The following is a 20642-nucleotide window of genomic DNA, read 5'->3' on the forward strand; positions in this document are numbered from 1 at the left end:
CACGTCGATTCGCCATGTGTCGCCCGAGCGGTGGGCGGTGGCGTTTTCGATGACGGGTTCATCGGCAAGGGCCGGTTGCCCCAGTAATGCGATCAGGATCAGGTATCTCATGCGGCAACCATAGGCGTGTCCGGCTGACATGGGGTTCACGACTGCGTGTGAGGTGGGCGTGTCAGCAGGATTGTGCGGGAATGCGAGGCGAATTCTCGGCGATAGAGCACCGCCAGCGTCGCCAACGTGGCAAGGATCAGCGCCAGCGGCCCCAGCAGCCAGGCGACCGTGGCCAGCGCGAAATAGGTCGTTCGCAGGGCCCGGTTGAAACTGCGGGCAGCGGTGACTCAGATCTCGGCGGCCTGCCCGGCGCGGGGATAGGCCTCGGGATGGTCCGGGTCGTTCGGGACCGCCGCCATCAGGACGGCGCAATAACCGAACAGACGATGCGCCCAGACATATTTCAGAAACGCGCTGGACAGAAACAAGAGCGTTATCAGGATCTTGATCTCCCACACCATGTCGGGTGCGGTTCCAATCGCGAGATCCTGCGCGACGCCCGCCAGCCGGTCGGTGTTGCCGATCAGCGCCAGCCCGCCGCCGATGGCGATCATCGAGGTCGAGGCGAAGAAGGTGCTGCCCTGCCGCATGCTGGCGACCAGTTGCGCGTCGAACATCCGGGGCTGGCGGGTGACCATCTCTTTCATCCAGCCGCGGCGAAAGTCGTCCATCATGCGGGCCACAGACGGTTTGCCGGGTGCGGGATTCTCGATCCGCCAGCCGATCCAGACCCATGCCCCCAACAACAGCGCGATGGCGGCATAGTCCAGCGGTGAAAACAGCAGGGCGCGGTCGATCCATGTCATGGCTGCGACAGTAAGGCTTACCGGTTGAACTTGCCAGATCGGTAAATTGGTAATATTAATTTACCAAACGGAGGAGATTGCCATGGAAATGCCGAAACCCGATACTGCGGTGCTGGCGCGCAAGGATCGGCTGCGAGAGCGGTTGGCCCAGGTACTGCCGGAGGATGCGGTGATCCATGACGAGGCCGAAACCCGCGTTTATGAATGCGATGCGCTGACCGCGTACAAATGCCCGCCGATGCTGGCGGTTCTGCCCGCCTCGACACAGGAGGTCTCGGACGTATTGCGCATATGCCACGAGGAGGGGGTGCCGGTGGTGCCGCGCGGCTCGGGCACGTCGCTGGCGGGTGGCGCCTTGCCGACGGCGGATTGCGTGCTTCTGGGCGTTGCCCGGATGAACGAGGTACTGGAGGTCGACTATGACAACCGTTTCATCCGGGTGCAGTCGGGCCGCACCAACCTGAGCGTGACCGGGGCGGTGGAAGAGGAGGATTTCTTTTATGCCCCTGACCCCTCCTCGCAGCTGGCCTGCGCCATTGCGGGCAATATCGCGATGAACTCGGGCGGCGCGCATTGTCTGAAATACGGCGTGACCACCAACAATCTGCTCGGCGTCACGATGGTGCTGATGGATGGCTCGGTCGTCGAGATCGGCGGCGCGCATCTGGATGCGGGCGGGCTGGATCTTTTGGGGGTCATCTGCGGCTCGGAAGGGCAGTTGGGCGTGGTGACCGAGGCAACCCTGCGCATCCTGCGCAAGCCCGAAGGCGCGCGGCCGGTTCTGATGGGCTTTGACGACAACGCGGTGGCGGGGCAATGCGTGTCGGACATCATCAAATCGGGCATCCTGCCGGTGGCGATAGAATTCATGGACAAGCTTTGCATTCAGGCCTGCGAGAATTTTGCCCATGCGGGTTATCCGGACTGCGAGGCGCTGCTGATCGTCGAGGTCGAAGGATCGGAGGCCGAAATCGACAGCCAGTTGGCCAGGATCATCGAGATTGCCCGCCGTCACAACCCGGTGGAACTACGCGAAAGCCAGTCGGCGGAGGAAAGCGCCAAGATCTGGCTGGGGCGGAAATCGGCCTTTGGCGCGATGGGACAGATCAACGATTACATGTGTCTGGATGGCACCATCCCGGTTTCGGCGCTGCCCATGGTGCTGCGCCGGATCGGCGAGATGAGCGAAGATTATGGCCTGCCGGTGGGCAACGTGTTCCATGCGGGCGACGGCAACATGCACCCGCTGATCCTGTTCGATGCCAACAAGCCTGGTGATCTGGAGAAATGCGAGGCGTTCGGGGCCGAGATCCTGAAGCTGTGCGTCGAGGCGGGCGGGTGTCTGACCGGAGAGCATGGTGTGGGGATCGAGAAACGCGATCTGATGGTGCATCAGTACGGGCGTGAGGATCTGGAGGCGCAGATGGCAGTCAAGGACGTGTTCGATCCGGCCTGGCTGTTGAATCCGGCCAAGGTGTTTCCGCTGGACAGTTCGGCGGCGCGGCGGATGGCGGCGGAATGACCGGGGCTTTGCCCCCACACCCCCTTTGCCCCAACACCCCCAGAGTTTTTTCGAAAAGATGAATGTCATGAGACCAGAGACAGAGACCGAACTGGCCGGAATGGTGGCCGGGCTGAGTGCGCCGGTGCGGATCGTTGGCGGCGGCACCCGTGGGGTTGGCGGGCCGGGCGCGGAATTGAGCGTGGCGGGGTTGCGCGGGATCACGCTTTATGAGCCGGGGGCGCTGACGCTGGTGGCGCGGGCCGGGACACCGGTGGCCGAGATCGAGGCGGCGCTGGCGGCAGAAGGGCAGCGCCTGGCCTTTGAACCGATGGATTATCGCGGGCTGCTGGCAACATCCGGCGAGCCGACTATCGGCGGGGTCGTGGCCGCCAATGTCTCGGGGCCGCGCAGGGTGCAGGCCGGGGCGTGCCGGGATTTCCTGTTGGGGGTGCGCTATGTCGACGGGCGCGGGCAGGTGATCAAGAACGGCGGCCGGGTGATGAAGAATGTGACCGGATACGATCTGGTCAAGCTCATGGCCGGGTCCTGGGGGACATTGGGCGTTTTGAGCGAGGTGTCGCTGAAGGTTCTGCCCAAGGCCGAAATGGCCGAGACGCTGGCCGTGTCCGTGCCGGATACCCAATCGGGTGTTCAGGTGATGTCGGCCGCGCTGGGCTCGCCCTATGAGGTGAGCGGGGCCGCCTATGATCCGGTCGCGGGGAGGGCGCTGCTGCGGGTGGAGGGGTTTGCGGAGTCGGTTTCCTATCGCCTTGGGCGGCTGGCCGAATTGCTGGGGGGCGAAGCCGGGCCATTGGCGGATAGCGAAAACACCTGGCGCGGCATTCGGGATGTGGAAGCCTTTCACAAGCGACAGGGGGACGTCTGGCGGATCTCGGTCAAGCCGACAGAGGCGTCCGAGATTGCCGCGCGGGCCGGGGCGGAGGGGCTGCTGTTCGACTGGGGCGGCGGGCTGATCTGGGCGCTGGTGGCCGAAGGCACCGATCTGCGGGCGCGGCTGGGCGCGATTGCGGGGCACGCGACGCTGGTGCGCGCCTCGGCAGAGACGACCGGGCGGTTGGGGCGGTTTCAGCCGGAACCGGCGGGCGTCGCGGCATTGAGCCGTGGGCTGCGGCAGCGGTTCGACCCGAAGGGGCTCTTCAATCCGGGACTGATGGGATAGGCGATGCAGACGACATTCACGACGGAGCAACTGCGCGACCCGGCCATCCGGCGGTCGAACGAGATATTGCGCAATTGCGTTCATTGCGGGTTCTGCACCGCGACCTGCCCGACCTACCAGGTGCTGGGGGACGAGTTGGACAGCCCGAGGGGCCGGATTTATCTGATCAAGGACATGCTGGAAAACGAGCGTGTGCCGGATGAAAGGACGGTCAGGCACATCGACCGGTGCCTGTCCTGTCTGGCCTGCATGACCACCTGCCCGTCGGGGGTGCATTACATGCATCTGGTGGATCATGCGCGCGAATACATCGAAGCGCATTACCGGAGGCCCTGGCGGGACAGGGCGCTGCGCTGGGTGCTGGCACAAATCCTGCCTTATCCGACACGGTTCCGGCTGGCGCTGCTGGGGGCGAAGATCGGCAAGCCGTTTCGGTTCCTGATGCCGGACGCGCGGCTGAGGGCGATGCTGGAGATGGCGCCCAAGGCGATCCCGCCGGTCAGCCGCAATGACGATCCGCAAAGCTTTGCGCCCCAAGGCGCGCGCCGGATGCGGGTGGCGCTGATGACGGGTTGTGCGCAAAAGGCGCTGAACACCGACATCAACGACGCCACCATCCGCCTGCTGACCCGGCTGGGCTGCGAGGTCGTGGTGGCCGAGGGGGCGGGCTGCTGCGGCGCGCTGACCCATCACATGGGAAAGACGCGCGACAGTCACCACACGGCAGCAGCAAACATCAAAGCCTGGGCGCGCGAAATGGACGGCGACGGGTTGGACGCCATCGTGATCAACACCTCGGGGTGCGGCACGACCGTCAAGGATTACGGGCATATGTTCCGCAACGACCCGCTGGCCGGGGATGCCGGGCGGGTGTCAGGGATCGCGATGGATGTCAGTGAATTGCTGATGCGGCTGGAGGTGCCGGAGGGCGAGGAGAAAGGGTTGACAGTTGCCTATCATGCGGCTTGTTCGCTACAGCATGGGCAGAAGGTCAAGACCTTTCCCAAGGACCTGCTGAAGAAGGCGGGGTTTAGGGTGGTTGAACCGGCAGACAGTCACCTGTGCTGTGGCTCGGCGGGAACCTATAACCTGATGCAGCCCGAGATTTCCGGGAAACTGAAGGCACGCAAGGTGCAAACGCTGGAGGCGAAGCGGCCCGACGTCATCGCTGCGGGCAACATAGGCTGCATGATCCAGATCGGGTCGGGTACCGGTGTTCCGGTGGTGCACACGGTCGAGTTGCTGGATTGGGCCACAGGCGGGCCGAAACCGCGCGCAATGTCGGAAATGGCCGGGGTGCCGAACCTTCGCTGAGCAGGATCGGCCACTGATGCAGCGCGGCATCAGTTGCGGGCCTTGATGGGCGCGCCCTATTTTTGCCGCAGCTCTTCGGTATCACTCTGGCCTTGTGGCAAGGCCGGAGGAACAGGTGAGGAACTGGGTCAAAGCTTTCATCGTGGCGCTGTTGCCGGTGGCAGCGGTGGCACAGGATTCGGCGTTGGAAAGCCTTGAAACCTCGGATGCGGGGCGCGAATGGTTGGGGGTCGGGCGTCTGGATATCGGGGGCACGGGGTTTTGCACCGGCTCGCTGATCGGCCCGAATCTGGTGCTGACGGCGGCGCATTGCCTGTACGACAAGGAAACCAAAGAGCGAGTTGATCCGGCGCGGATCGAGTTCCTGGCGGGCTGGCGGCGGGGTCAGGCCTCGGCCTATCGGTCGGTTCGGCAGGCGGTGGTGCATCCGGCCTATCGCTTTGATGGTGAGGCCTCGACCGCACGGGTGCGCCATGACGTGGCGTTGATCGAACTGTCGCAACCTATCCGGAACACCACGGTTTTGCCCTTTGACACCGGCCGCAGGCCCAAGCGCGGCGAGGGCGTCGGCATTGTTTCATACGCCAAGGACCGGGCCGAGGCGCCATCGCTGCAGGAGGTCTGTTCCGTCATGGCGCGGCAGCGCGGCGTGCTGGTGATGTCGTGCGACGTCGATTACGGCTCGTCCGGGGCGCCGGTCTTTTCGTTTGATGGCGAACGTCCTCGCATCGTGTCGGTGGTCTCGGCCAAGGCCGAACTGGATGGCCAGCGGGTGGCGCTGGGCACCGCGCTGGAGGAATCGCTGGAATTGCTGCAAGCCGAGTTGTCGGCGGGACGCGGGTTCGCAAAAACCCCGGTCAACGGTGCCAGCCGGATCAGTGTCGGAAGCGTGCGCAACCAGAACGGGGCCAAGTTCCTGAAACCATGACCCGTCTGATTTCTGTCCTGATTGCGATTTGCGTCCTGTCCACGCAAGGCCTTGCCCAGAACAGCGGCCAGCGCCGCTTGTCGGATCGCGAGGATCTGCTGGGCTGGGAGGCCGTCGGGCGGCTGGATCTGGGGGATACGGGGTTTTGCACCGGAACGCTGATTGCGCGGGATCTGGTGCTGACCGCAGCCCATTGCGCGTTTGACGCAAGAACCGGAAAACCGTTTGAGTCCGGGGCCGTGACCTTTCGCGCCGGGCTGCATGACGGCAAGTCGGTGGCCGACCGCAAAGTGGTGCAGATCGCCGTGCCGCCTGATTTCACGGCCCGGGCCGGGGTGTCGGCAGAACGGGTCAAGCGGGATGTGGCGCTGATGCGGCTGGACGCGCCAATCGGGTTTGGCGAGGCGAATGCCTTCGCGCTGCATCAGGGCGATATCTCTGGCTCTGAGGTCAGTGTGGCCTCTTATGGCCGGGGGCGGTCCGAGGCGATTACGCGGCAGCGGTCCTGCAATATTCTGCGGCGGGGCGAAGGGTTGATCGCCTTTGACTGCAACATCACTTTTGGGTCTTCCGGGTCTGCCATATTGGCCAGATCCGGGCCGCGATGGCAGATTCTGTCGGTGGTGTCGGCGGGCGGGTCGATTGGTGGGCGCACCGTGGGATTCGGCATGGAACTGCCCCGTATCGTGTCCGAGTTGAAAGCGATCCTGCGCCGGGACGCGCCGCGGCCACAGCCCACGATCAAGCGGCTTGGCGTGGGGGCGGAAAAATCCCTGGGCGGGGCCAAGTTCATTGGCTCAAGCGGGTCTTGAACTCGATCATCTGACTTCCCATTTCCTGAGTATCGGATCGCCGCTTTCGGGGTCCGGTATATCGTAACCGCCCGTCCGGACGGAGGGCACAACTCGGAAATCGCTCCAGAGATGAGGATGACGAACATGCGTACGTTTGATTTTGCACCCCTGCACCGCGCCACCATCGGTTTTGACCAGATCGCCGACATGATGGATCGCGTTATGAGCAGCGACGTGGCTCAACCGAGCTATCCCCCTTACAACATTGAAAAAACTGCAGCAGACGCTTATCGGATTTCGGTGGCGGTTGCCGGTTTCGCCGAGAATGACCTGTCGGTCGAGATGAAAGAGAATTCACTGGTCGTTGCCGGTCGCAAGGCCGACGAGGACAACGAGCGCACCTATCTGCATCGCGGTATCGCCACCCGCGCGTTCGAGCGCCGGTTTGCACTGGCCGATCATGTACGTGTGACCGGGGCCAGCCTGGAAAACGGCATGCTGCATATCGAACTGAAGCGCGAGGTGCCCGAGGCGCTGAAACCGCGCCGGATCGAGATCGCGTCGGCCAAGGCCATCGAGAAGGACGTTGTGGACGCCAAGGCCGTGAACTGAGGGTCCATCGAACCCAAGGCGTAGAGATCGATCCCTTCCTCGATTGACGCCTCATGCGCCCCGCGCCCGGAAAGCGTGGGGCGCTTTGCGTTTGCGGGCGGGTCAGGGCAGGGGATCGGTCCGATAAAGGCGGATCTTTGTACCACCGTGATCGACAATTGGCCCCGGCGCCAGCAGTGGCAGCCGGGTCGACCGTGCCAACCCCTGATTGCTGGTCACAATGCCCACGCGCCAGCCCTTGAAGCGGTCCATCAAGACTTTGCCCAGCGCGCCATAGAGCGAGCGCAGGCGCTTTTCGTCCCCGATCCGTCCGCCATAGGGCGGGTTGACGATGACCAGGCCGGTGGGGCCTTCGGGCGGCTTCAGATCGCTGATGGTGCGGTTGTGAAACCGGGTGATCCGGGCCACCCCGGCGCGGTCGGCATTGGCGCGGCTGGCCTCGATCGCGCCTGCGTTGCGGTCCGATCCGTGGAACAGTTGATCGGTTTGCCGCGCTTGGCCGGCGGCGCGCATTTCGGCCCACGCCTGAGGCTGAAACGAGGCAAGCTGTTCGAAGGCAAAGTTGCGGGAGCGTCCGGGATCAAGCCCCAGCGCGATTTCCGCTGCTTCGGTGACGAAGGTGCCCGAGCCGCACATCGGGTCGAGCACCGGTTCGGTGCCGTCGAAGCCGCATTCCCGCAGGAACATCGCCGCCATGGTCTCGCGCATGGGGGCCTTGGCCACGGCCTCCTTGTGGCCGCGCTTGTGCAGCGGCTCTCCGGAGGTGTCCAGCGAGAAGGTGCACAGGTCTTTTTCGATGCGCAGCATGACCCTGACCCCGGCTTCGGGATCGATCGGCACGCCCAATGATTCGGAAATTGCCGTTTCCACCCGCTGGCGCGCGGCGCCGGCGTGGTAGATGCGCGACTTGCGGCTTGTCGCCTCGACCCGGACCGGCATGTCGGGGCGCAGAACGTCGGCCCAGGGAAACTTGCGGGCGCGTTTGTCGAGTTGCGCCAGATGGACGGCGGGAAAGGCGCCGATACGCGCCAGCACCTTGTTTGCACCGCGCAGTTGCAGATTGGCGCGCCAGATTTCAGACCAGTTGCCGCTGCAGACCACGCCGCCGGGCACTGCGCGTGGCTTGGCGAAGCCCTTTTCAGCGGCCTCGGCGCAGAGCGGCTGTTCCAGGCCGGGTGTGGCCACCAGAAAGATTTCCATGTCGTCATCTGTTGTCATGTCCGCTGCATATACCGGGCCGGGTTGCCGTGCGAGGGTGATTTGCGTAGGGGCGCGACGAAAGCGCCCGATTGCGGCGCAATTCGCCAAAAAACGGCGGACGAACGATTTGTTGAGCGGTAACAGGTTTGCGTTCGAGGGCGTCCCCGCGTAAACGGACCCTCAAACCAACGCGATACCTGCGGATTCCCGCCCGTTTCTGGCGGATTTGACAGGCCTTTGGCCTGCGCTTCCCGGTATCAGCATTGCTGACATCGACCAGTAGGGACACACTGGCTTGGAACAAAGGCTTGGAAGAACGTAGCGACATGCAAACTTTCAAACTGAAAAAGGGGCTGGACCTGCCGGTCGAAGGCGCGCCCGAACAGAAGATCCACGAAGGCCCCGAAGTTTCGACGGTTGCGGTGGTGGGGGCCGATTACATCGGACTGAAGCCGCGCATGCTGATCGAAGAAGGGGACGAGGTACAGCGCGGTACACCGCTGTTCTGTCACAAGGATGCCCCCGACGCGATGATGGTCGCCCCGATGAGCGGCAAGGTCGTCGCCGTCAACCGGGGTGCGCGGCGGGTGCTGCAAAGCGTGGTGATCGAAGTTGGCGACGCCAGTGACGCTGGCCTCGATTTCTCGGGTGTGGGTGATGCCGACACGGCCCAGGGCGTGACCGCCAGGCTGTGCGCCGCCGGTCTGTGGACGGCGTTCCGTACTCGTCCCTATTCCAGGATGCCACAGCCGGGTGCTGCGCCCCAGGCGGTTTTCGTCACCGCGATGGACAGCGAGCCGCTGGCCGCCGACGCGGCCCTGATCATCAGCGAGGCGCAAGAGGCGTTTGCCGCCGGTCTTGCCGCCGTATCGAAGCTGACCGAGGGCAAGACCTATCTGTGTCACAAAGACGGGGACCAGATCGCCGGCGCTGACTTGCCGGGGGTCGAGGCGGCCGCCTTTGCCGGGCCGCACCCGTCGGGGCTGGCCGGCACGCATATCCATTTTCTGAAACCGCTCAGGGCCGAGTCGCAGGTCTGGACCATCGGCTATCAGGACGTGATCGCCATTGGCCGGCTGATGTTGACCGGGCATCTGGATCCGAGCATCGTGGTGGCCCTGTCGGGCCCCGCCGCGCGGCAGCCGCGTCTGATCCGTACCGTCATGGGTGCCTCGACCGAGGAACTGACACGGGGAGAGGTTGCCGTGGATGGCCCGGTACGGGTCATTTCGGGGTCGATCCTGTCGGGGCGTCATGCCGAGGGTGCGTTTGCCTATCTGGGCCGGTTTGCGCGGCAGGTGGCCCTGATCCGCGAGGATCGCGAACAGATCCCGATGGGCTGGATCCGTCCGATGCCGTCGAAATACGCGGTGCAGCCGGTGCTGGGGTCGGCCTTTGCCAAGAAGGTTTATGCCTTCACCAGCAACCTCAACGGCGGTCGCCGCGCGATGGTGCCCACGGGCACGTTCGAAGAACTGATGCCGCAGGACTACCTGCCGACACAGCTTTTACGCGCACTTCTGGTGATGGACACCGACACCGCGCAGGCGCTGGGCGCGCTGGAGCTGGACGAAGAGGATCTGGGCCTTGTGGGCTTTGCCTGTCCGGCCAAGTACGAATACGGGCTGGCGCTGCGCGACTGCCTCAGCAAGATTGAAAAGGAGGGCTGAGCCGGATGGGATTGCGCAGCTTCTTTGACCGGATCGAGCCGCATTTCACCAAGGGCGGCCGGTACGAAAAACTCTTTCCCGTCTACGAGATGGTCGAGAGTTTCATCTATACGCCGAAAACCGTGACCTCGGTCGCGCCCCATGCGCGGTCTTACGTGGATATGAAGCGGATCATGACCTATGTCGTGATCGCCACCATCCCGTGTATCCTGTGGGGACTGTGGAACACCGGCTATCAGGCCAACTCGGCGCTTGCGGTGATGGGGCCCGAGGCCGCGACCGGCTGGCGGATCGCCCTGTTGCAGATGTTCGGCATTTCGCTGGACCCGACCAGCATGTTTGCCAATTTCATGCACGGATTGCTGTATTTCCTGCCGATCTACATCGTAACGCTGGTGGCGGGCGGGATTTTCGAGGTGATCTTTGCCGCCGTGCGCGGGCACGAGGTGAACGAAGGGTTCCTTGTGACCTCAATGCTTTATGCGCTGATCATGCCCGCCACGACGCCCTTGTGGCAGGTGGCGCTGGGGATCATCTTTGGCGTCGTGATCGGCAAAGAGGTGTTTGGCGGTACCGGCAAGAACTTCCTCAACCCGGCATTGGTGGGGCGGGCGTTCCTGTATTTCGCCTATCCTGCGAACATGTCGGGCGATGCGGTCTGGACCCCGGTCGACGGGTTTTCCGGTGCGACGGCTCTGGCGGTGTCGGCCGCCGAAGGATATCAGGCGCTGGCCGCTGACGGCATTACCTGGTGGAGCGCGTTTTACGGCACCATCCAAGGCAGCATCGGGGAAACCTCGACACTGGCCTGCATGATCGGTCTGGCCTTCCTGCTGATTACCAAGATCGCCAATTACCGCCTGATATTGGGCTGTCTGGCGGGCACCATCGCATTCACCTGGCTGCTGAACCTGATCGGGTCCGAGACGAACCCGATGTTCGCAATGCCGTGGTACTGGCACGTCGTGCTGGGCGGCTACGCCTTTGGCCTCGCCTTCATGGTGACCGAGCCGGTTTCGGCCAGCCACACCAATGTGGGCCGATACGTCTATGGCGCGCTGATCGGTGTCATGGTTGTGTTGATCCGTGTGGTGAACCCGGCTTTCCCCGAAGGCATGATGCTGGCCATCCTGTTCGGCAACGTCTTTGCGCCGCTGATCGACTATTTCGTGGTGCAGGCCAATATCAAACGGAGGGCGCGTCGCCATGTCTGATACGCAATCCCCTGAACCCAAGGGCGCGATTGCCCGGTTTCTGGCGGCCTCGCCGGATTCGGTGGGCAAGACGATCTTCATCGCCGTGGCGGTCTGCCTTGTTGCTTCGATGATCGTGTCGGCCGCGGCAGTGAGCCTGCGCCCGGTGCAGGAGGCCAACAAGCTGAAGGACAAGCAGGTCAACATCCTGCAGGTGGCGGGGGTGTATGAACCCGGCGTCAATATCACCGAAGCATTTGCCGCATTCGAGCCGCATGTGCTGGATCTGGCAACGGGCGATTTTGTGGACGATCAGTTTGACCCGGCCACCTTTGATGATCTGGCCGCTGCCGGTGATCCGGACCTGAGCGTCGCGCTTGACGACGACCCTGCAAGCATTGGCCGCAAGGCCAAATACCGGGTGATCTATCTGCTGCGCGACGACGCGGGGGCGTTGGACAAGGTGATCCTGCCGCTGCATGGCTATGGGTTGTGGTCCACTCTGTACGGTTTCATCGCGCTGGAGAATAACGGCAACGATATCTATGGCCTGCAATTCTATCAGCATGGTGAAACGCCCGGTTTGGGTGCCGAGGTGGACAACCCGCGCTGGAAGGCACTGTGGAACGGCAAGAAGCTGCGCGACGACGCGGGTGTGTTGCAGATCACCGTCGCCAAGTCGCAGCCTGCGGCCGGGCCCGAATTTTTCGTCGACGCGCTTGCGGGCGCGACCCTGACATCGCGCGGGGTCGACAACCTTGTGAAATTCTGGATGGGCGATGCGGGTTACGCGCCGTTCCTGGCCAAGTTGCAAGCAGGAGAGATCTGATGTCGCAGACCAAGAAAGAGCTGCTGGTCGACCCCCTTGTCGACAACAACCCGATCACCTTGCAGGTGCTGGGTATCTGTTCGGCACTGGCTGTAACATCATCACTGCAAGTGGCCTTTGTCATGGCCATAGCGGTGACGTCGGTGACGGCGTTTTCGTCGATGTTCATCTCGATGCTGCGCAACCAGATTCCCGGCTCGATCCGGATCATCGTGCAGATGGTGATCATCGCGTCGTTGGTGATTCTGGTGGATCAGATCCTCAAGGCCTATGCCTTTCAGATTTCCAAGACGCTGTCGGTGTTCGTCGGCCTGATCATCACCAACTGCATCGTTATGGGCCGCGCCGAGGCATTCGCCATGAAGAACCCGCCGGTGGCGTCGTTCATCGACGGTCTGGGCAATGGCATGGGCTATGGCCTGATCCTGATGCTGGTGGGCATCATCCGCGAATTGTTCGGATCGGGCAGCCTGTTCGGCGTTACGATCCTGCAGACGGTAAACAATGGCGGCTGGTACGTGCCTAACGGGTTGCTGCTGCTGCCGCCGTCTGCGTTTTTCGTGATCGGCCTGCTGATCTGGGCTTTCCGTACGTGGAAGCCGAACCAGGTCGAAGAACGTGATTACAAAATCCAGCAGGTAGAGGCGCACTGATGGAAGGGCTTATCTCTCTGGCCGTGAAGGCCGTCTTTATCGAAAACCTTGCGCTCAGCTTTTTCCTTGGCATGTGTACCTTCATTGCCGTGTCGAAAAAGATTTCGACGGCGCTGGGGCTGGGGATTTCGGTCATGGTGGTGCAGGCCATCACCGTGCCGGCCAACAACCTGTTGCTGTCCTTCCTGCTGAAACCGGGCGCTTTGGCATGGGCCGGGTTCCCGGATGTGGACCTGACCTTTCTCGGGCTGATTTCCTATATCGGCGTGATCGCGGCGATGGTTCAGATCCTCGAGATGATCCTCGATAAGTATTTCCCACCGCTCTACAACGCGCTGGGGATCTTCCTTCCGCTGATCACGGTGAACTGCGCCATTCTGGGCGGCTCGCTGTTCATGGTCGAACGCGACTATAACTTTGCCGAGGCGGCCACCTATGGCGTATCGTCCGGGTTCGGCTGGGCGCTGGCGATTACCGCGATGGCGGGGGTGCGCGAAAAACTGAAATACTCGGACGTGCCGGACGGGCTGCAAGGGCTGGGCATCACCTTTATCACCGCCGGGCTGATGGCGATGGCCTTCATGTCCTTCTCGGGCGTGAAACTGTAAGGGGGGCGTGAGAATGGAAACCTTTTCGCTCGGCGTTGTCCTGTTCACCCTGATCGTTCTGGCGCTTGTGGCCATCATCATGGCCGCACGGTCCAAGCTGGTATCGACCGGAAACGTCAACATCACCATCAACGGTGAGAAAACCATATCGGTTCCTGCGGGCGGCAAGCTGTTGCAGACACTGGCGGCCGAGAAACTGTTCGTGCCATCGGCCTGCGGTGGTGGCGGTACTTGCGCGCAATGCCGTGTGCGTGTGCATTCCGGTGGCGGTTCTATCCTGCCGACCGAAGAAAGCCATATCACCAAGCGCGAAGCATCCTGTGGCGACCGTCTGTCGTGTCAGGTTGCGGTCAAGCAGGATATGGAGATCGAAGTTCCCGAAGAGGTCTTTGGCGTCAAGAAATGGGAATGCACTGTTCGCTCGAACGACAACGTTGCGACCTTCATCAAGGCGCTGACGCTGGATCTGCCCGAGGGCGAGGACGTGAACTTTCGCGCCGGGGGCTATATCCAGATCGAAGCGCCCGCGCACCAACTCTCCTATACTGATTTCGACGTGCAGGAGGAGTATCGCGAGGATTGGGACAAGTTCAATCTGTGGCAGTACAAGTCGGTGGTGAATGAGCCGATCGAACGTGCCTATTCGATGGCGAACTATCCCGAAGAGCGCGGTATGATCATGCTGAACGTTCGCGTCGCCTCGCCGCCGCCGGGGGCCGAAGGCATCCCGCCGGGGCAGATGTCGTCTTATATCTTCAACCTGAAACCGGGTGACAAGGTCACCATTTCCGGCCCGTTCGGCGAGTTCTTTGCCCGCGATACCGACAAGGAGATGGTGTTCATCGGCGGTGGCGCGGGTATGGCGCCGATGCGCAGCCACATCTTCGACCAGCTCAAGCGACTTGGTTCCAAGCGGAAAATTTCGTTCTGGTACGGCGCGCGGTCCCGAAAAGAGATGTTCTTTGTCGAGGATTTCGACACGCTGGCCGCAGAGAATCCGAATTTCGAATGGCACGTGGCGTTGAGTGATCCGCAGCCGGGCGATGACTGGGAAGGCTATACCGGCTTCATCCACAATGTGCTGTTCGAGGAATATCTCAAGAACCACCCGGCACCCGAGGATTGCGAATATTACATGTGTGGTCCGCCGATCATGAACCAGTCGGTCATCAACATGCTGCTGGATCTGGGCGTGGATCGCGAAGACATCATGCTCGACGATTTCGGCGGGTAAGAAAAGGCACCGGCGCGACATGCGCCGGTTTTTCGTTGTCGGCGACGGAACCTCTGTTTACGACCGCGCCGCCATTTGATTCCGGTGCGTCGATACTTTCTGGTCAATTTGATCTGGCTCAATACGAGACCTTGAAAATCTCCCTAGCACTCCGATTGCGAACAGGAGATTCACACGCATGGCAAGTTATGCGCCGCAAGGTTCTATTTTCGAACAACTTTCTGCAAAGGTCAGGGATTGCCTGCTGGCCAAGGCGCGCACGCGAACCTTTGATCGCGGCTCGACGATCTGCCTGCAGGGCGAAGCCACCAGAACACTCAAGGTCGTGCAATCGGGCTGGGTGAAGCTGTATCGAATCTCACAAAACGGCGGCGAAGCCATCCTTGCGACGCTGAAGGAAGGGCAAAGCTTTGATGAGATCGCCTCGCTGCAGGGCAGGCACAGTTCGGCATCGGCTCAGGCTGTCAGCGATTGCACAATTCTGTATCTCGATCCTTCGAGCGTCTTTGCATGTCAGGACGCGCATCGTGAGATCATGACCGTCGTGCTGGCGGCCGCATCGGGCCATATCGAGGCGCTGATGGACGATGTCGAGCGGCTGAAGGTCAAAACAGGTGTCGAGCGGCTGTCAGACTATCTGCTCAGCCTGGCCGAAAGCTCGGCAGAGAACGGGGACATCGAGCTGCCGTTCGAGAAAAACCTGCTTGCGGGCAAGCTGGGTATGAAACCGGAAAGCCTGTCGCGGGCGTTCGGTCGTCTCAAGCCGTTTGGCGTGGCGATTCAGCAAAGAAAAGTGACGATCAAGAGTGTCGATGCGCTCCGGTCATTTTCCGAAGGCGTGGAAGGCGGGATGCTTTCGGTGCATTGACCTCTGAATGCACCGAACCTTTGGTTCCCCGCCGAACCGGCGAGAGGGGACTATTTGCCGTAATAGTCGCGATACCAGTCGACGAATTCGGCAAGTCCCTTGCGGATATTGGTCTCGGGCCGATATCCGGTCAGGCGCTGCAGCAGGCTGGTATCGGCCCAGGTGGCGGGCACGTCGCCCTTTTGCATCGGCATATAATTGCGAACGGCCTTCTTGCCGAGCGCATCCTCGATCGCTTCGATGAAATCCAGCAGGCGCACCTTGTCGGAATTGCCGATATTGACGATCCGGAAGGGCGCGATAGGCGAGAGGCTGTCGCCATCCTCGATATCGGCAGCGCTTTCGGGGCGCACCGGCACCGCGTCGATCAACAGGCGGATACCGCGCACCAGATCTTCGACATAGGTAAAATCGCGATACATGTCGCCGTGATTGTAGACGTCGATGGGGCGGTCGTTCAGGATTGCGTCGGTGAACTTGAAATAGGCCAGATCGGGGCGGCCCCAGGTGCCATAGACGGTGAAGAACCGAAACATGGTGGTGGGCAGGTTCCACAGATGGGCATAGGAATGGCCCATCGCCTCGTTCGCCTTTTTGGTCGCGGCATAGATGGTGAGCTGATTGTCGGCCTTGTCCAGTTCGGTGAACGGCATGTCCTCGTTGGCGCCATAGATGGACGAGGTCGAGGCCATCAACAGGTGTTCCACCTGAAGGGTGCGCGCCACTTCCATCACGTTGAAGGTGCCGACGACATTCGATTCGACATAGCTGCGCGGGTTTTCAAGGCTGTAGCGCACCCCCGCCTGGGCGGCGAGATGGATGATGACATCGGGATGAAATTCCTCGGCTACCTGCATCAGGCGCTCGTGATTTTCCAGCATGTCTTCGGTCGCGGTAAATCCCGGTGTCTGCATCAGCATCTGGTGCCGACGGCGTTTCAGGGCGACATCATAGTAATCGGTCATTCCGTCATAGCCGTGCACCCGGAATCCTTCGGCCAAAAGGAGCCTGCACAAATGAAAGCCGATAAACCCCGCAGAACCAGTAACCAGTATGTTTTTCATCTTGTCCCTCATGCCATTGGGCAACCTTGTGAGCCAATTCCTGCGGTTTGGTCAATGTACGGTCGAAATTTTCTTTAGGTGTATCCAGCGCAGCGGCGGACCCGCCGTGGCGTTTCACGGGCATTTGGGACGCAATGTCAGCAGGCTTGCCACAACAGAACCGGGCTGCCACTATGGCGGGACTGGTTACAGGTGTTTTCGCCCGCGACAGGAGGTCGGAGCGATGATTGCGTTGCTTTTCGCGCTTTTGGTTGTTTGTATGATCCTTTCATTCTTCGCGCTGAACCGCGTTGCCTATTCCGTGTTTGCGGTCACGTTTCTGCTCAGCCTCTATTGGTTGAAATACCACGCAACTTCTGTCCTCACGATTCAGTTGTAGGGTGTGCGTATGACGTTGAGTTTTGAAACTTCACGCACTCTGAACGCAGTCGGGATGCTGGCGGTTTGCCTTGTGCTGGCGCTGGCGTTTGTCTTTCAGCTTTGGCTTTATGAACTGCCATGCCCCCTTTGCCTGTTGCAAAGGGTCGGATTTGTTCTGGTTGGGTTCGGGATAGGACTGAACCTGCTTTATGGTCCGCGTGCGCGCCACTATGCGCTGATGCTGATCGCCGCGGTCTATGGTGGCAGCGTGTCCATCCGCCAGATTCTGCTGCATATCGTGCCGGGCACCGGGCATTACGGGTCACCGGTTCTGGGGCTGCACTATTATACCTGGGCGGGGATCGCGTTCTTTCTGGTCATTGTGGGCACATCGGTGATGTTGTTGTCCGAAGGGCAATATGAACGGCCCGCCGATCCGCAATCCGCAAAGCGCTTTGGCGGCAACAGGCTGGCAAAGATTGCTTTCTTCACGATGCTTGCGCTGGCTGTGCTGAACGCAGGCTCGGCGCTTCTGGAATGCGGGCCGACGGTCTGTGCCGATCCGCCGACGGATTACAAGCTGCTGGAGGATGCGGGCACAAGCGGGTCGTGACGCACCCAGGACAAAGAGGAGGAGACGGATGGGATTACTGGGACAACCGTTGGGGTATTATGACTACCTGACCTTTGCGGCGCTGATCCTGTTGCTGGTCGCGTTCATGGCGCTGGTGCTGTTCATCATGGGATTGCCCGGCCGCATCGCCATCAGCCGCAATCACCCTCATGCCGAAGCGGTCAAGATCATGGGCTGGATGGGGTTTCTGGCGGTGGTGCCGTGGGTGCATGCCTTTATCTGGGCCTTCCACGAGGGCGTCACCGTCGATATTCGCCGCAACCCCGATCAGGAGCGCGACGCGATCCGCAAGGAAATCGAACGGCTTGGCGGAAAGGTGAAGCCTGAATATCAGGACCCGCCAACCGACGAAGAGTCCAAGGCGTAACCAGTAGTGAGTTGACCCCATATGTTCGTCGCCGTTGGCATCACCCTTTTCTACATCATTTTCGTCTGGTTCATCTTCTTCAAGGCGAAACTGCTGAAATTCAACATCTACTGGGGCGTCGTCTCGTTCTGGGTGGGTGCGCATCTGCTGTTGATCTTTCTGGTCGCTCTGCGGTTTTTCCAGCCCTTCTCGGTCGATGCGCATGTGGTGCGTTCGACGATCCAGATCGTGCCCAAGCTGACGCAACCGACGATCCTGAGCGAAGTGCTGGTGACGCCGAACCAGCCGGTCAAGAAGGGTGATCCTCTGTATCGGTTCGACAAGACGATCTTTGAGCTGGCGGTGAATTCGGCCAAGGCGCAACTGGCCGCCGCCGAGCAGAACGTCAAGATCATGGAACAGGATGTAAAGGCCGCGACCGAGGCGGTCGAACGGGCGACGGCACAATTGGGATATGCAGTCAATCAGCGTCAGCGGTACGAGAAACTGGTGCCCGCCGGTGGCGCGCGGCAGGATGAACTGGAACGCTGGGTCGAACAGGTGACCGAGGACGAGGCGCAGGTTCGGCAGGCCGAGGCCAACCAGAAAAAGGCCGAATTGGCACTGGAATCCAATATCGACGGGGTGAATACCGGGGTGGCGCAGGCCCGTGCGCAACTGGCCGAGGCCGAGTACTTTCTGCAGAACACGACGATCTATGCGCCCGAGGATGGAATGATCGTGTCGCAGCAGGCCCGGCCCGGTCTGGTGGTGGGCGACGTCCGCCTTGGGGCCATCGCCAGTTTCGTAACCGACGACAACCCGTACATTCTGGCCACATACCGCCAGCAAAACCTGAAATTCGTGGAGCCGGGGCAGGAGGTCGAGGTCGCCCTTGATCTCTATCCGGGCGAGATACTGCCCGGCAGGGTCGAAGCGGTCTGGTGGGCCACGGCGCAGGGGCAGTATCTGCCGTCAGGGCGTCTGCCCGAGTTTGTGCTGCCCAAGCTGCCGGGCCGGATTGCGGTGCAGATCACGGTGGACCTGCCCGAGGGGCACGAGCTTCCGGCGGGCGGCCATGCGGCGGTGGCGATTTACACGGGGCAGGGGAAAAGCTTTGAGTTTCTGCGCCGGATCAACATACGCTTGTACAGCTTTGCCAACTTTATCCGGCCACTGGATATCTGATGGAGTTTTTTTCGGATGAACCTGGGATGGTGAGACGCGTTCAGGTCAAATTAGCGGGGCTGTGCCTCATGGCGGCGGTGGCCTGTACCCCGGTGGGTCCGAATTTTGTTCGTCCGAACTCGCCGGTCATGAAACAGTGGATCGAGGCCAACAGTCCCGGCGCCAGCCAGCAAAGCGGTTTGACCGCCCGCAGTGCGCCGGTGGTGAAATGGTGGGAGACGTTCAACGATCCGACGCTGAACAAGCTGGTGGCCGAGGCCTATGCCCAGAACCTGACGCTACAGATTGCCGGCGCGCGCGTGTTGCAGGCGCGGGCGCAGTTGGGCATCGCCTTTGGCGAGCTTTACCCGCAATCGCAGGTCGTCGGCGCCTCGGCCACGCGGCGCGAGATCAGCGACAATATCGGCCCGGTGCGCGATATCCGCCGCGTCATTCCGCTGGATACGGAATTTGCGACCTCGGAAGTCGGGTTCGACGCACAGTGGGAACTGGATGTCTGGGGCGCGCAGCGTCGGGGCACGCAGGCGGCCAAGGCCAATCTGGCAGCACAGGTGGCCAATTACGATGATGCGCTGGTAACGCTGACCGGCGATGTCGCGGCGATCTATGTCAACATCCGTGCATTGCAGGAGGCGCTGGCGGTTGCCCGCAGAAATGTCGAACTGCAACAGCAATCCTCTGATCTGGCGCAGCTGCGGTTCAACAACGGCGTCACCACGGAACTGGACGTGCAGGAGGCCACGGCGCTGCTCAACAACACCAAGGCGCTGGTGCCGGGGCTGGAAAGCGATCTGCAGCAGGCCAAGAACGCCCTGGCGGTGCTGCTGGGGGCGCCGCCGTCGCGGATGACCGGCCTGTTGGGCAATTCCGGTCGTATCCCTTCGGGCCGAGCCAATGTGGCGGTCGGCGTTCCGGCCGAGTTGCTGCGCCGCCGCCCTGATATCCGCGCTGCGGAACTGGAGGCCGCCGCGCAATCGGCACAGGTCGGCATCGCGATGGCGGACCTTTACCCGCAATTCATCCTGACCGGTTCCATCGGCTTGCAGGCGTCGTCGGGCAATGACCTGTTCAGTTCCTCAAGTGGCACCAGTCTGGCAAGCGCCGGGGTGGTGTGGAATGTGCTCAACTATGGCCGGATCAAGAACAACGTGCGGGCGCAGGACGCGGCGTTTCAGGCTTTGGTGGCGAATTACCAGAACACGGTTCTGGTTGCGTATTCCGAGGTCGAAAACGCCATGGTCGCCTATAGCGAGGCGCGCAAGCAGGTAGGGTTCTATCAGAAAAGCGTCGAGGCGGCGAAACGCGCCGCCGACATTGCCGTGGCGCAATACGGCGACGGGACGGCGGATTATTCGCGGGTGCTGAACGCGCAGACGGCCCTGCTGCGGTCCGAGGCGGATCTGATCGATGCGCGGGCCTCGGTGTCGGAGAACCTGATCGCCATCTACAAGGGATTGGGCGGCGGCTGGCAGATCCGGCAGGGGCGCGAGTTTTTGCCCGATACGGTTCTGGCCGAGATGGCCTATCGCACCGACTGGGGCGATCTGTTGGAGAAAACCCCGACGGGGGTGAGTCTTGACTGAGGCGGGTGCGGTACGTGACCGGG

20 protein-coding genes and 1 pseudogene are annotated in these 20642 nt (G+C 61.7%); 18 read left to right on the top strand and 3 right to left on the bottom strand.

All coding sequences use genetic code 11. The features are described 5' to 3' along the window. Positions 1-146: 146 nt before the first annotated feature. Positions 147-857: pseudogene (locus AC2FNB_RS13510) on the bottom strand (DUF599 domain-containing protein). Between the two features lie 82 nt (positions 858-939). Here AC2FNB_RS13510 and AC2FNB_RS13515 point away from each other — a divergent pair. From AC2FNB_RS13515 to AC2FNB_RS13540, 6 genes are all read left to right on the top strand, one after another. Then, entirely contained in the window at positions 940-2379 is a 1440-nt protein-coding gene (locus tag AC2FNB_RS13515) for an FAD-linked oxidase C-terminal domain-containing protein (RefSeq protein ID WP_496747141.1), read from the top strand. 67 nt (positions 2380-2446) lie between these two features. Then, positions 2447-3541, top strand: a complete 1095-nt coding sequence (locus AC2FNB_RS13520) for an FAD-binding protein (RefSeq protein ID WP_496747143.1) — start codon at positions 2447-2449, stop codon at positions 3539-3541. Positions 3542-3544: 3 nt separating this feature from the next. Further along, complete coding sequence (gene glcF, locus AC2FNB_RS13525) at positions 3545-4855, top strand: glycolate oxidase subunit GlcF (RefSeq protein WP_496747145.1); 1311 nt, start codon at positions 3545-3547, stop codon at positions 4853-4855. Positions 4856-4970: 115 nt separating this feature from the next. Continuing rightward, positions 4971-5783, top strand: coding sequence for a trypsin-like serine peptidase (locus AC2FNB_RS13530; protein ID WP_480750620.1), 813 nt, complete (start codon positions 4971-4973; stop codon positions 5781-5783). Continuing rightward, entirely contained in the window at positions 5780-6595 is an 816-nt protein-coding gene (locus tag AC2FNB_RS13535; RefSeq protein ID WP_480750619.1) for a trypsin-like serine peptidase, read from the top strand. Before AC2FNB_RS13530 ends, AC2FNB_RS13535 begins: the two co-directional genes overlap by 4 nt. Before the next feature lie 126 nt (positions 6596-6721). Next, complete coding sequence (locus AC2FNB_RS13540; protein WP_480750618.1) at positions 6722-7189, top strand: Hsp20 family protein; 468 nt, start codon at positions 6722-6724, stop codon at positions 7187-7189. Positions 7190-7291: 102 nt separating this feature from the next. Here AC2FNB_RS13540 and AC2FNB_RS13545 read toward each other — a convergent pair whose 3' ends face one another. After that, positions 7292-8407, bottom strand: a complete 1116-nt coding sequence (locus tag AC2FNB_RS13545) for a THUMP domain-containing class I SAM-dependent RNA methyltransferase (protein WP_496747146.1) — start codon at positions 8405-8407, stop codon at positions 7292-7294. A gap of 308 nt (positions 8408-8715) precedes the next feature. Between AC2FNB_RS13545 and AC2FNB_RS13550 the strand changes: the two genes are divergently transcribed. The 7 genes from AC2FNB_RS13550 (at position 8716) to AC2FNB_RS13580 (ending at position 15444) form a co-directional block, all read left to right on the top strand. Beyond that, a complete protein-coding gene (locus AC2FNB_RS13550; RefSeq protein ID WP_496747148.1) occupies positions 8716-10059 on the top strand; it encodes a Na(+)-translocating NADH-quinone reductase subunit A in 1344 nt (447 codons plus the stop codon). A gap of 5 nt (positions 10060-10064) precedes the next feature. Further along, entirely contained in the window at positions 10065-11273 is a 1209-nt protein-coding gene (locus tag AC2FNB_RS13555) for an NADH:ubiquinone reductase (Na(+)-transporting) subunit B (protein ID WP_496747149.1), read from the top strand. Next, the gene (locus AC2FNB_RS13560) at positions 11266-12081 is read left to right on the top strand and encodes a Na(+)-translocating NADH-quinone reductase subunit C (protein WP_496747151.1); all 816 of its coding nucleotides are present in this window, start codon (positions 11266-11268) and stop codon (positions 12079-12081) included. Before AC2FNB_RS13555 ends, AC2FNB_RS13560 begins: the two co-directional genes overlap by 8 nt. Continuing rightward, on the top strand, positions 12081-12734 hold the full coding sequence (locus AC2FNB_RS13565) for an NADH:ubiquinone reductase (Na(+)-transporting) subunit D (protein ID WP_496747153.1): 654 nt from the start codon (positions 12081-12083) through the stop codon (positions 12732-12734). The genes AC2FNB_RS13560 and AC2FNB_RS13565 overlap by 1 nt, the downstream gene beginning before the upstream one ends. Next, positions 12734-13342: an NADH:ubiquinone reductase (Na(+)-transporting) subunit E gene (gene nqrE, locus AC2FNB_RS13570; RefSeq protein WP_480750612.1), complete on the top strand. Its 609-nt coding sequence runs from the start codon at positions 12734-12736 to the stop codon at positions 13340-13342. The genes AC2FNB_RS13565 and nqrE overlap by 1 nt, the downstream gene beginning before the upstream one ends. A gap of 13 nt (positions 13343-13355) precedes the next feature. Beyond that, on the top strand, positions 13356-14576 hold the full coding sequence (gene nqrF / locus AC2FNB_RS13575; protein WP_496747155.1) for an NADH:ubiquinone reductase (Na(+)-transporting) subunit F: 1221 nt from the start codon (positions 13356-13358) through the stop codon (positions 14574-14576). Between the two features lie 178 nt (positions 14577-14754). After that, positions 14755-15444, top strand: coding sequence for a Crp/Fnr family transcriptional regulator (locus AC2FNB_RS13580; protein ID WP_480750610.1), 690 nt, complete (start codon positions 14755-14757; stop codon positions 15442-15444). 50 nt (positions 15445-15494) lie between these two features. Here AC2FNB_RS13580 and AC2FNB_RS13585 read toward each other — a convergent pair whose 3' ends face one another. Beyond that, entirely contained in the window at positions 15495-16508 is a 1014-nt protein-coding gene (locus AC2FNB_RS13585; protein WP_496747157.1) for an NAD-dependent epimerase/dehydratase family protein, read from the bottom strand. Positions 16509-16731: 223 nt separating this feature from the next. On the opposite strand from AC2FNB_RS13585, the gene AC2FNB_RS13590 reads away from it, so the two are divergent. From AC2FNB_RS13590 to AC2FNB_RS13610, 5 genes are read left to right on the top strand one after another with little or no spacing between them, the layout of a single operon-like run. Beyond that, a complete protein-coding gene (locus AC2FNB_RS13590) occupies positions 16732-16887 on the top strand; it encodes a DUF5993 family protein (protein WP_480750608.1) in 156 nt (51 codons plus the stop codon). 9 nt (positions 16888-16896) lie between these two features. After that, positions 16897-17481 carry a disulfide bond formation protein B gene (locus AC2FNB_RS13595; RefSeq protein WP_496747159.1) on the top strand — a complete coding sequence of 195 codons (585 nt, stop codon included), beginning with the start codon at positions 16897-16899 and terminating at the stop codon, positions 17479-17481. Positions 17482-17509: 28 nt separating this feature from the next. Beyond that, complete coding sequence (locus AC2FNB_RS13600) at positions 17510-17869, top strand: DUF3302 domain-containing protein (RefSeq protein ID WP_480750606.1); 360 nt, start codon at positions 17510-17512, stop codon at positions 17867-17869. A 21-nt stretch (positions 17870-17890) separates the two neighbouring features. Beyond that, positions 17891-19036, top strand: coding sequence for an HlyD family secretion protein (locus AC2FNB_RS13605; RefSeq protein ID WP_496747161.1), 1146 nt, complete (start codon positions 17891-17893; stop codon positions 19034-19036). 26 nt (positions 19037-19062) lie between these two features. Beyond that, complete coding sequence (locus tag AC2FNB_RS13610) at positions 19063-20619, top strand: efflux transporter outer membrane subunit (protein ID WP_496747163.1); 1557 nt, start codon at positions 19063-19065, stop codon at positions 20617-20619. Positions 20620-20642 lie beyond the last annotated feature (23 nt).

This window comes from Ruegeria sp. BHSB058 (assembly GCF_059613285.1).